The organism is Sporosarcina ureae (genome assembly GCF_002082015.1).
In the GTDB taxonomy this organism is placed as follows: Bacteria; Bacillota; Bacilli; order Bacillales_A; family Planococcaceae; genus Sporosarcina; species Sporosarcina ureae_A.
Genome location: NZ_CP015109.1, coordinates 332,970 through 344,961, shown reverse-complemented (window position 1 = coordinate 344,961; position 11,992 = coordinate 332,970). Strand labels below are relative to the sequence as shown.

The 11,992-nt window shown below is 38.1% G+C and carries 14 protein-coding genes; 8 read left to right on the top strand and 6 right to left on the bottom strand.

What is annotated here, in order from left to right:
- Window positions 1-213 precede the first annotated feature (213 nt).
- Complete coding sequence (locus SporoP17a_RS01695) at window positions 214-594, bottom strand: lactoylglutathione lyase (RefSeq protein ID WP_083031553.1); 381 nt, start codon at window positions 592-594, stop codon at window positions 214-216.
- An 88-nt stretch (window positions 595-682) separates the two neighbouring features.
- Entirely contained in the window at window positions 683-1,384 is a 702-nt protein-coding gene (gloB, locus tag SporoP17a_RS01690) for a hydroxyacylglutathione hydrolase (protein ID WP_083031550.1), read from the bottom strand.
- 458 nt (window positions 1,385-1,842) lie between these two features.
- On the opposite strand from gloB, the gene SporoP17a_RS01685 reads away from it, so the two are divergent.
- From SporoP17a_RS01685 to SporoP17a_RS01675, 3 genes are all read left to right on the top strand, one after another.
- Window positions 1,843-2,160: a hypothetical protein gene (locus SporoP17a_RS01685; protein ID WP_083031547.1), complete on the top strand. Its 318-nt coding sequence runs from the start codon at window positions 1,843-1,845 to the stop codon at window positions 2,158-2,160.
- A 77-nt stretch (window positions 2,161-2,237) separates the two neighbouring features.
- Window positions 2,238-2,846 (top strand): CPBP family intramembrane glutamic endopeptidase, encoded by a 609-nt coding sequence (locus SporoP17a_RS01680; RefSeq protein ID WP_083031544.1) that lies wholly within the window; start codon window positions 2,238-2,240, stop codon window positions 2,844-2,846.
- A gap of 112 nt (window positions 2,847-2,958) precedes the next feature.
- Window positions 2,959-3,678 carry an endonuclease V gene (locus SporoP17a_RS01675; RefSeq protein WP_083031541.1) on the top strand — a complete coding sequence of 240 codons (720 nt, stop codon included), beginning with the start codon at window positions 2,959-2,961 and terminating at the stop codon, window positions 3,676-3,678.
- Between the two features lie 80 nt (window positions 3,679-3,758).
- On the opposite strand, the gene SporoP17a_RS01670 is transcribed toward SporoP17a_RS01675, so the two are convergent.
- The 3 genes from SporoP17a_RS01670 to SporoP17a_RS01660 form a co-directional block, all read right to left on the bottom strand.
- Window positions 3,759-4,187, bottom strand: a complete 429-nt coding sequence (locus tag SporoP17a_RS01670) for a HEAT repeat domain-containing protein (RefSeq protein WP_083031538.1) — start codon at window positions 4,185-4,187, stop codon at window positions 3,759-3,761.
- A gap of 297 nt (window positions 4,188-4,484) precedes the next feature.
- Window positions 4,485-4,946 (bottom strand): helix-turn-helix transcriptional regulator, encoded by a 462-nt coding sequence (locus SporoP17a_RS01665; protein ID WP_083031535.1) that lies wholly within the window; start codon window positions 4,944-4,946, stop codon window positions 4,485-4,487.
- 422 nt (window positions 4,947-5,368) lie between these two features.
- Window positions 5,369-5,776, bottom strand: a complete 408-nt coding sequence (locus SporoP17a_RS01660) for a DUF4181 domain-containing protein (protein ID WP_083031532.1) — start codon at window positions 5,774-5,776, stop codon at window positions 5,369-5,371.
- 255 nt (window positions 5,777-6,031) lie between these two features.
- Between SporoP17a_RS01660 and SporoP17a_RS01655 the strand changes: the two genes are divergently transcribed.
- The 5 genes from SporoP17a_RS01655 to SporoP17a_RS01635 all read left to right on the top strand — a co-directional run bounded on the left by SporoP17a_RS01655 (window position 6,032) and on the right by SporoP17a_RS01635 (window position 10,560).
- The gene (locus SporoP17a_RS01655; protein WP_083031529.1) at window positions 6,032-6,340 is read left to right on the top strand and encodes a hypothetical protein; all 309 of its coding nucleotides are present in this window, start codon (window positions 6,032-6,034) and stop codon (window positions 6,338-6,340) included.
- A 166-nt stretch (window positions 6,341-6,506) separates the two neighbouring features.
- On the top strand, window positions 6,507-7,301 hold the full coding sequence (locus tag SporoP17a_RS01650; RefSeq protein WP_167693357.1) for a conserved phage C-terminal domain-containing protein: 795 nt from the start codon (window positions 6,507-6,509) through the stop codon (window positions 7,299-7,301).
- A complete protein-coding gene (locus SporoP17a_RS01645) occupies window positions 7,298-8,548 on the top strand; it encodes a replicative DNA helicase (RefSeq protein WP_083031523.1) in 1,251 nt (416 codons plus the stop codon). Before SporoP17a_RS01650 ends, SporoP17a_RS01645 begins: the two co-directional genes overlap by 4 nt.
- 81 nt (window positions 8,549-8,629) lie before the next feature.
- Window positions 8,630-9,094 carry a hypothetical protein gene (locus SporoP17a_RS01640; protein ID WP_083031520.1) on the top strand — a complete coding sequence of 155 codons (465 nt, stop codon included), beginning with the start codon at window positions 8,630-8,632 and terminating at the stop codon, window positions 9,092-9,094.
- Window positions 9,095-9,336: 242 nt separating this feature from the next.
- Window positions 9,337-10,560 (top strand): IS110 family RNA-guided transposase, encoded by a 1,224-nt coding sequence (locus SporoP17a_RS01635; protein WP_083031517.1) that lies wholly within the window; start codon window positions 9,337-9,339, stop codon window positions 10,558-10,560.
- 315 nt (window positions 10,561-10,875) lie between these two features.
- Here the strand turns inward: SporoP17a_RS01635 and SporoP17a_RS01630 are convergent, their stop codons facing one another.
- Window positions 10,876-11,988, bottom strand: coding sequence for a GerAB/ArcD/ProY family transporter (locus SporoP17a_RS01630; protein WP_083031514.1), 1,113 nt, complete (start codon window positions 11,986-11,988; stop codon window positions 10,876-10,878).
- Between the last annotated feature and the right edge of the window lie 4 nt (window positions 11,989-11,992).

Below are 11,992 nucleotides of genomic sequence, written 5' to 3'. Positions count from 1 at the left end.
TTGATTAAGGATTCTGACGTTTGGGGTTTAGTGGATCAATATAAAAAATAATAACAAAGAAGGAATATGACTATATAAATATATAATCAAAACAGCCACTCGCCTAACAAAAAAGACACGACAGTAAAATAAAAGCCTAATCCTCGTTTCTCTATTTTTAAGTAGAGAGTGGAGGATTAGGCTTTTTATAACCATTTTTGTATATGGGACGTTTTAGTGCTTACGCTTTACTTCGATTCTATAGCCGTCAGGGTCAGTCACAAAGAAGTAAGAAGGTGTTTCACCTGAAAGTCCTTTCAATTCACCTGTTTCATAAGAAGATGCCTTACAGATTTTATGCATTTCTTCTAAGTCATTTACTGTTACGCCTAAATGACTGAAACCATTTCCTATAACATATGGTTCTGCATCATAATTATAAGTAAGTTCTATTTGTACGGAAGAACCTGGCGAATTGAGATAGATTAAATCAAATTTATTCTCAGGGAATTCTCTGCGACTCGCTACTTCAAAATCAAAAAGTTCAGTATAAAAATCTAAAGTAGCATCAATATCTCTAACACGTAAACAAATTTCAACAAGTACTTGGTTCATTACTATCATCCTCCAACAGTTTATTGACCTTATCTTATCATAGATACTATATCAGTACACTTTATGCGATTGAATAAAGTCCATTGTTCTAGAAGTCATCACGGGCGTTACGCAATTCAATAAAGTCCTTCAATGTTTCCGCTTGCAGAAAGAGATTAATTTCCTTCTCTCTGCTGATCGTTGTCGGGAGAGTTGGTTGTCCTTTAGCACGCAATTCCTGAACTTCTTCCAATGATTTGGAGATCTTTTTATTATCCGGCTGCATTTCGTAGGCAAAACGTAAATTAGTTTCGGTATACTCGTGGCCGGCATAAACATTTATATCGTCATCCAGATGCTTAAATTTCTGTAAAGTTTCATATTGAGCTTCGTAATCTCCGGTAAAAACCCGACCGCATCCTGCTGAAAACAAGGCATCCCCGCAGAAGAGATGATTCCCCATTAAAAAACTGATATGGCCATGCGTATGACCACCTGTTTCGTAGACTTGGAAAGGTTGGTTCAGCAAGTTAAAAGAGTCTTCTTCCTTTACCACACTATTCACCAAGCCTTCCGTTTCTTTCGGTCCATAAACAAGACTTTCCGGATGACTCGCTAAAATCTCCCGTACCCCGCCAGTATGATCTTCATGCATATGAGTTAAAAGAATGGCCGTCAAACGAAGCTGCTTTTCTTCTAGGAAATCAAGGACAACACTCGCTTTTCCTGGATCTACCACAATTGCCTCTGTTCCTTCTTGAATGCACCATATATAATTATCGGAAAAGGCTTTGATTGGATGAACAGTCATTTTATGATTCCTCCTCTTTTTATATATTAACTTTGCGGTTTGGAAATTTTCCCCTTCCACCGACAAGTTTTAATTTATCCTGCTATCATAACATAGAGATTATTCATATACAGGAAGGAGACAACGTCTTTTGTCTGTAATTCAATCCATCCTTCTGTCATTTTGGAAAAATGTATTAACGTCGTTTTCAGTAGCACTTGGTGTTAGTCTGGGAATCGCGTACTTGAGTCCGTACATTATTAAAGAGTAAAATGTGTAGCAAGAGGAACAAATGATTGAATACAATGAAGTTTGGTTTTTCTGGAAAATGTCAGTTTTACAGACAATGCAATATTATGTAGCGCTAGTATTGCCGCTTATGATCTTGGCTGCATTTTGGAAACGTACATAAGTGATAGGATATTACACTTCATTTAGAAATAGTGCATGGACTTGTGCGCTAGTCGAGGAGGGAGAACGTGAACGATTATGTATTCATATTATTACTAGTATTGCTAGTGGTACGGAATCTCGTAAAAGACAAAGAAACCTGGAGAGAGATAAAAAAGCTACATACACGCCAACGTATAGGTGTGGCGATTCATTTTGTCTTTACGGTACTAGCCATAACGACCCTCATATATTACGGTGGAAATTGGCTGGCGGGACAGTTTTCAAATATCTTCTTGCAATCTTTCGCTTTCCTCCTTATCGTTTTTCTTGTTCTGATCAGCATTGGAAACTTGTCAGATAAAATGATGAATAAGATAACGAATGGAACGCTTCCTAGAAAATGAAGGTATAGTAGGAGGTGTAAGAACCACTAGATAGTAATTTAGCTTGAACAACGTCATCTAGAGAGGGAGTCATATAAATGGATCAAGTAGAGAACAGGTACGAAAAAAGTACGCAAGATTCTAAAACCAAAGACATGATCATTGTATTTTCTTCATTTACGTTCGTTTGTTTTGCTATCATTTTTGGCCTTTTGGTTTACGACGTACTCACAATACAAAACCTCCTTTCGTTTGATCAACCAATGAAATCCATCATGATTTTAGTTATTTCATCCATTGCTTTAGTAGTCTACGGAGTCGTTTTGACTTTTATTATTCCATCGAATTATATCGATGACAACAATAATAGCTATCAGGACGATTCACTATCAAAGATTTTCATTTTGATGTTTATAGCCGCAATGTTTGAAGAGACATTCTTTAGGGGCATCATTCAAAACGTACTTTTCCTATTTACAACGCACGAATGGGTTGCCATCCTACTAACGACTGGATTGTTTCTGCTCATACATATCCAATACTTTAAAAAGCCCATTATGTTATTAAATATTTGCATCCCGAGTCTCATTTTTGGTTGGATCTATTTTAAAACAAACAATCTCCTAGTACCGATTTTGGTTCACTTCATCATGAATATCGGAATGACCACTTTATTTAAATATAAAATAATTAGCGTTAAGAAATGATCACGCTAGCAACGTGCGGGAGTATATATATGAATAATAACGGACATATTATGGATAAAAGTATGCTAGCTGATTTCTTGATAAAATGAAGTATGTCAGTCATATAGGAGGAATGAAAATACATATACAGAATGTTCATCCGCTATCGATTGACCAAACGAAATGGAATGCCATTCAACTCTGTTTACAAGAAAAGATCAGTTTAGTAAACAAAATAACCGCTACTGATATCAAATTTATTGCGGGTGTGGATGTTGCTTACTGGGAAGAGGCAGGGGTGGAATGGGGTGTTTGTAGCATCATCGTCATAGACTTTGCTACAAAGGCGGTTATTGAGGAAACAAATAGCACCGGTATGATCGCAGTCCCTTATATACCAGGATATTTGGCATTTCGGGAACTTCCCCTAATTATAGAAGCGGCCAAAAAGCTTACACACGCGCCAGATCTATTTATGTTTGATGGCAATGGCTATTTGCATCCAAGGCATATGGGAATCGCAACACATGCTTCATTCTTTTTGAATAAACCAACTTTCGGTATCGCCAAAAGTTATTTAAAAATAGCTAATCATAAATTGGAAATGCCTGAAAATAGGGCAGGTTCTTATGTAGATATACTTATACATAAGGAGATATACGGCAGAGTGTTGCGAACACAATCACATGTCAAACCTATATTCGTTTCATGTGGGAATTATATAGATATATCAACAGCAACGACCATTACTGAAGAATTAATAAATAATGAAAGTCGACTACCCATACCGGTTAGACTGGCAGATTTGGCAACAAAGAGAAATAGAAGACAGCTACGGAACACGAAATCTTAAAGAAGATAAATGTAAAATAAAGAAAGCCATTTTCTCCGTTTGAGAAAATGGCTTTCTTTCATTAAACGTAAAACTACTGACTACAGCTTAGCCCAACGTCCCTCTAACCAGTTCATAAATTCTACACCTTTGTCGCCTTCATATGCGTCAAAAACATCCAAACGCATCCGTTTTAGTTTATCTGCAAAGTCTTCCACCGTGTGATCCTTTGGCAAGCTCTTTTTCACCCGCAGGAAGATCTTGTCTGTATTTTTGATGATATCAAAACGTGTAGGGGATGGCTTTTCTACTTTCTCACCAAACGCAACAAGTGCTTCATATGCTGTTACTTGCACTTGATAGACAGTGTCATTTTGCATTCGATTTTTTAATAAATCTATGACTTTGTCATGTTGATAATCTGATAAAATTTTGACTGCTTCCAGACGCTCTCGCCAGCTAGACGTATAATTGGCCTGTTTTTTTAATGCTTCATACTGCTCAGGTAATGCTGTTTCAAATTGTTTCAAGTAATTGCACCTCTTTTTTAAACTAAAGAAAAAATAGATTTTCCTTTTGCTTCTTTCATTATACGTTGTCTCGGTGAAAATAGCGATGGAACACTAATAAGGATATATAGAGAAGATGGAAACAAAATGAAAGAAGTATGAATTTCCGATCTATAGATGTTTTTTCTTCTTTTTACCTTTTGTATTTCTTTTCTCGTGCTTACTAACCGGTACTCTTGCGATGTAGATGCATCAGAATATATGGCGACCGCATCCTATTTCCGAATGGTGAAAATCAATTGAATAGCTATTAATAATTTACTCGGCTTGCTGTCGGGGAATCAAGTAGAAATGAAAGACTAGACCAATAATTAAAGCTGGTACAATGGAAAGATAAATATTTTGTCCGAAATTAACAATTACTATTTTAATAATTTCTCCAAGATCTTTACTTAATATATCTTGATAACGATCTGCTTCTTTGATCCCTCTAATTATGATCGTTAGCGAAAAAATAATGCAGTAGCTAATCAACGCATACTTAAAGCTTCTCTTCAATCTGTTATCCTCGGCTTGTTCTTCGATCATTAAAACCTCTAATGACACATTCAATAAATCTGATATTTTCAACATGTTTTTCTTACTTGGATAGCCATTGCCTAATTCCCACTTTGAAATTGATTTATCACTAACTTCTAATAACTCCGCGAGTTCCTCTTGTGTAAGCCCTTTTTGTCTGCGGTATTCCTTTAGTTTTAAACTCAATATACTTTTTTCCATTTTCTCTCCTCCTAGTTGGCCTTATTTGTCTTTAATTTTAAACAAACACCACTATATTCTGAAGGAATTTTCAAAAATAGAATTCTATTTCATCAAATAGCTCGCTTCTGGCACACCTTTATTCGGCTAATGCATCCGATAAGGGGATAGTGGTGGAAACCCGTTAATCTACAGTGCAACCGGACGCGAGTCTTATGGGCGGATGTATAACTACAACTCAACTGCAAAGGCATGTCGACTATCAATCAGACTCCAATCTAAAACTATCTGATTTTCTATTCTATTCTAGAATGACACGTATTACTTCATGTTCTTCTGTATCCTTACATTCGAAACAATGGAAGCTAGATGTTCTTAATGCCTCATCATTCACCTGCATAGTACCTGAAGTAGAGCTCTTATTCGTGAATCTAGTACTTCGTTCAATAGGGACCAAGTAAGTTAAATTGAACCACGATGATGGTAGCTGCTATTAAGACTAGCATTTCGGTTATCGTCAGAATCGATTGTTTTGGATAGAGTGTATACTTCCATTCGAAAAATGCTGTGATCATATAGTCGAGTATCGTAAAAAACAGGATGGCGAAGAAAAACAAATAAATTAAGTTTTCATAATAAAAAAGTAAGACAATATATAAAATGATTAGGCTAACTGTAGAAATAACCCGTAAACTTTTATCGATTTTTCGATGTAGTTCATTTATGTAGTTATAAGAAAAAAACTCTCTTTTTACTTTTTCGATTTTAAGTAGTTTCCTCAGAAGAACCTTAAGTAGTGAAATAAGAGCAAACACACACACTATAATTAATCCAAATCTAAACCAGAACACATAACTCCTCCAATCCTGTAACTTCTATCATTATTCTGTAAATAGCAACGTGGGTTGAATAGCGCTTGATTTTTATAGTTCCACACAATTATACCAAAGATATCCAATAGGACGACTCGAAAATGTATAAGTACCATAAGAAATGATCTCTAGATTAAACCAATTCTAGTAAATTCCATTGGTTGTGTATCCATAAACAGAAATTCCACTATATAACCTATGAAGAAAGCAATATAAATCAAAGGGGAATTGGATATGCATCAACTAGCTACGAAGCAATACTTGAAAACAACAAAACTGTTAATGGAGAAAAATGCTTGGCACGAATATATTGCGCTACAAGAAATCCATGCATATGTCTACAGCTTGAAAAATGAACACGACACAGATCGTTGGATTTATAAAACACCAAAGGAGTGGCAAGAGATGTTTCCGTTCTGGACACCTGCCACAATCAGTGACATTCTGTTCAATCTTGAAAACATAGGTTATCTTGACGTAATGGTGGACAGATCAGGTTCAATATCTAAATGCTATCAAATCAATTATACGATGTGTGTATAAAATACATGATTTATAGGGGGTGGAGTGCTAAACTTCTACTCCTTTTTTAGCGTCTGTAAAATTAATTTTAAAAATGAGTATCCTTTTCTGAAAAACTCTCTATATGGAGTATGAGAAGTGCAAAGTGAGCACTCATCTACTACTGATCTACAGGGGGAGCAACCAAATGAAATTATTAATTGATGAAGAGCCGATACCGTTACTGCCGTCGCTCGTGCACTTAGTTGGAATTAATGGAGCCTTGGTTATGCAGCAAGTGCATTTCCGCTCGCGTATATCCAAAAATATTCGAGACGGTCATAAGTGGATTTATAAAACGTATGACGACTGGACAAAAGAATTTACATTTTGGTCATCGAATACGATTAGACGCATTATTTATGATCTTGAAAAAAAGGGCTATCTCATTTCAGCACGGCATCACAATCGGATGAAAATTGATAACACGAAATGGTACCGAATCGACTACACTAAATTGCCTATAAGTGCCTTTGAACTTGAGCAAGTCACTTGCTCAGATGCGCCATGTGCACCTGTCGAAGTTAAGCAAGTCCGCGTGGCGGAGTTGGGCAAGCCAATAACCAAAGAACGTAAAGAATCTTTAAAAATAAAGAATAAAGACCAAGTCGAGATGAATCTCGACGTCGCACATCATGTGATTCAATATCTGAATGATAAAACCGGAAAGCAATTCAACGCCACCTCACCAGCTACTAAGAAGATGATCGCTGGCAGAGTGAAAGAGGGCTATACGCAAGAAGATTTCCTGAAAGTTATTGATCTCAAAGTATCACAGTGGATGAAACATGCTGAATTCAACCGCTTCCTACGACCGTCGACATTATTTAGCACAACGAATTTTGAAAACTATATCAATGAACTAGCCGTAGTGCAGAAACCGAAAAAGCGCTTGATCGTTTTGCCAGAACTGGATTTCAACAAAGGGGATGAACACGTATGAATAGTGAACTAATGGAAAAAAGCCTTCTCGGTACGATGATGGAGGAAAATTATTTGATCCTCGACAGTGGGATTCAGACAGCATTTTTTGAAACACAACTGCACAAAAATATTTATCTAGCCATGAAAGAGCTGGCGAACGCTGGGAACTCGATCGACTTCATTACATTGCTGACGACACGGGAACCGGCAGAACTGGGTGGGGCCAATTACGTCTCGGAACTACGTCGCTTTGCCAACCCTGCACGATTTGACGAGTATGTAGAAATCGTCATTTCCAAGTGGAAGATAGTCGAGAGGGCGAGAATCCTACAGCTGGCACAGAACGAATTATGGGAGACGAATGATATTATCAAAGCGTTGGAAGAACTGGATACTGATCATAGGTCAGATGAATCATTGCTACTCGACGATTACCTCGTAAGTCAGTATGAACGTCCATTCATCGAAGGACCGGACATGACAGGAATTAGTACAGGCCTACTACCGATGGATTATCTGCTGAACGGATTTCAAGACAGTGAATTCATTGTCATCGCTGCAAGGCCTTCTATGGGGAAGACGGATACTCTCAATCATCTCGCACTAACTGCTGGATTGAACGGTCATGTACCGATCGTCTTTTCGCTCGAAATGAGCCGTAAAACGATGACCGACCGTTTGATATCCGTAACAGGTGGATACAGCCGATTGAAGATGCGCAATCCACATCGCCACTTCGACAACACACAGAAGAATTCGTGGATGACGGCACTCGACCATTTGCAAAGCGCCAAGATCCGTATCGATGACAGAGGCGGAATAAAAGTGAGTCAAATAAAAGCCACTGCCCGAAGAGTTATCAACTCTCAACCAAACAAGCAACCCATTATCTTTGTGGATTACTTGCAAATTATTCGACCAGAAGAAACAATGACTAACCAAAACCAAGCAATCGGCCAAATTAGCGCAGATCTAAAAGCGATGGCTAAAGAATTGAACTGTCCAGTCGTCGTACTATCTCAGCTTTCAAGAGCAGTTGAACAAAGGCAGGACAAGCAACCGATGATGAGCGACCTACGAGACTCCGGCAACATCGAACAAGACGCAGATGTCGTGTGCTTCCTCTACAGAGAAGATTATTATGACCAAGAATCAGAACTCAAAAACCATCTCGAAATCAACATCGCCAAGCATCGCAACGGGCCAGTTGGCAGTTTTATGGTCTACTACAACAAAGATAATAGTCGACTCGCATCGATTCAGTGACACATGATCGCTTCGGTGCCAGGTACCTGAACAAATCTGAATCATTCGGGGACCTGGTACTCAAAATAGGAGGATATACAGGTGATTACAGTTGAAGAATTATTTGATTACGCACTAGATACCGATATGTCATTGACCGCCCACAGTATTTTTTGGGCGATCACGAATCAAAAAATCGGAATAAACGAAGATAGTTTGAAACTAAGAGAGATCGAGTTCGATCAGGAAGCGATCCAGCAATCAATGAACGAAAACACGCTACGTATTGGGGAAATCAAGCTCTTTGTCGTAAAAAGTAAGCAACCGAATTGGTATGCGTTTTATCTCGGTAAAAAAGAGGCAGACGCTTATCGGTTGCATAGCGAAACGTTTCGCGAAACGGGTGTGAAAGTCACACACGCTGACCGGTTGATGTCGAACTTATTAACGTTTGCGGAATCGGGGAAAGAAGAGAGTTTGTATGAGTATCGAAAACGAATCATGCAGTTTCCGGTGTATGTGGGGCATGTTGAAGCAGGGAAGCGCTTGGTGCATCGTGTGTTATAAAACATACTAACATTAGTAGTACAAACCAAGGCCATGGTTTGTGCTACTATTTTTTATAGTAGAAGTGAAGAAAAGCCGACCAGCCTCTGGGACCATTTGTGAGTCCGTATATAAAACCGGCTAACTTCACGCTCTTATATGAATCAGTTTAGTATGTTGGGTCCAAAGAGATCGTGTATAAGAAAGTGGAATCGATAAGGTTTGTGAAGGCTTCTAAGATTGGTGAAGAAGGAGATATGAACATGAAACATGTCGTAGCTTTAGATGTGAGTAAAGGAAAAAGTACTATTGCGATTTATGATGGTTATCGCCAATGTGAATTCGAAGGCGAATTACATCATACACGTGCTGAATTTGAACGATTACACAAACGAATGGCAGAGATCACGAAGGTAGATGGACGGGCGCCAGATATCGTATTTGAAGCAACCGGCGTTTATTCAAAACCTGTCGAAGCATTTCTAAAAGATTCTGGCTATGCATATTGCCGCATGAATCCACTTGAAGCCAATTTACAGATGGCGAAGATGCGACGGCACAAAACGGATCTTAGCGATGCCCATGAACTTGCGAAAACTCATTTTCAAGTGGAGCGTAAAAATACATATATCCAAGATGATTATTATGAACAGATGCGTGCGATGACGCGTTATTACGATGAAGTCGATGAAGAAATGATTTTACTGAAAAGCAGAATGCATTCGATTCTACATCTAAGTTTTCCAGAATTAGAAAAGCTTATTACACCAAGTTCAGCTCTGTTTTTAAATATTGTTCAGCTCTATCCGCATCCTGCACTTTTACTGGATCATTCAAAGACGGTCATTAAGAATCGTTTAAAAGCTAATACAAGAAAGAACCTTTCGTTGACACGGGCCGAAGCGAAAGCATCCGTTCTATTGGAAGCAGCGCGAAACAGCTATCCAGCCACCAAACCGAATGATATTCGATGCGACCAGGTTCGTGATTACGCGTCCCGAATTGCAGATTTGATGGAGAAGAAAGATACACTGGTGAAACAAATGACAGAGTTATCAGAAGGCCGAAAAGAATATCTTGTCTACCGCTCGATACCGGGTATAGGCGATTCGACGGCATGCCGATTAATCGGAGAAATTGGAGATGTTCGCCGCTTTAAGAATGCGAAACAATTGAACGCTTACGCAGGCATCGATATCATGCGATATCAGTCGGGGAATACACAATATAGAGATCGTATTAATAAAAGAGGAAACAAACATCTGCGGAAGATTTTATATTTTATGATATGCGCTATGCTTATGGCTAAAGGAAAGACGAATCATTTTGTAGACCATTACTACAAACTAAAAAAGCAACCTCAGAGGAAGCCTCATAAGGTTGCGATCATCGCCTGTATCAATAAGTTTCTGAAAGTGACATTCCAGTTACTGACGCATGGCATTCTTTACGATTATGAGTCCGCACTACCAGCTCAGAAATCGTAATCACCTACCTAGAACTATAACACAATGACCTTTCGAAAAAAATCAAAATCGTCAGGTCTTTTTGGCATATCAAAAAGGATGGTTAAGCGAGGTGGGATATCCCACCCCGCTTAACCATCCTAGAAAGTATAAATTAATCTTTTAAAAAGATTGACTAATCGTAAGAACGAGGGAGGGATGGAAGTGGAGTCGGGAAGTGAATCGTAAAGAAATCCACTAAATTTTCACGAACAACGGTAAAATCCAGCGATCTTTACAACAAAAGATCAGCTGGATGGCTACATACTTTATGATTAATTAGTAAGGAAGTTCAATCTAAGAACTCTCCGGTTCCTTTTTAAACTTGTTTTTTCGAAAGGCATATACAATCGCAAGTAAAAGAGGGAAGAAAAGTCCGATAAATGCGGAAAAGAATATTTCAATCGTTTGTTCCACTAATTTTTGGTATACAACGTTCGAATAGATCACGAGAGCGAGAATCACGGTGAACATTCCTAACGGCAGCGTTAAAGAACGGTAATCTTTCAAATGTAATATTTGTGTAATCCCTAAAACGGAAGCGTAAAAATAAAGAACTGTCTTAAAGTAGAGAGCAATAAACCAAAGCGAACCCATGAATCCTTCAATACGCTGTACGAAATCTCCAACACTTATCCTTTTAGCTAATTCATAGCCTGGATAAATTTGTCTTGCCGTATCTTCAGCGCCTAATACCGCAACACACAGAAATGTAAGCATCAAGATGAAGATTCCACCTATTAAGTGCCCAATTATAAAGGACTTTTTAGCATGTTTCATGTTGTTGATAAATGCAGGGAAAATCATTAATAAAACAATCGCATTAACAGAAGATGAAGTGACAAAATAAATGCTGGATTGAAAGATCATTTTTGTCCCTACCTCATAAACAGGCTGTACATTTTCAAACTTGATTTGCGGAGAAATAAACACCGTTAAAATGAGGAATAGGACAACGAAAACGACAATTAGGATTTCTGCAGAACGGGCGATCGTTTCTATTCCAAGACGGATTCCCATCACGACAATTCCTATCATCAAAATATGGAGGGCTACCGAAGGAGTATTTGGCATCATATTGGTCGTTACGAATGTTGCGGAATAATACAAAAGACTAGAAGTATAATAAGTAGCCATGGATACAAATAATATCGACACAATTTTACCTATCCATTTTCCGAATATTTTTTCAGTTATTTGGATATAGGTGAGACCTGGAAACCAAGAAGCTATAGTGGTAAATAGCCATATGACCAATAGACCGATTCCTATACCAACAATAGCAGCAATCCAAGCATCTTGTTTCGCTTCAGCAGCTAAAGCTGATGGGACAATTAAGATGCCTGTACCAACAGTAAAGAAAATAACCAAAACTAGAAATTGATATGAATTAATTTTAACATTGTGCATATAA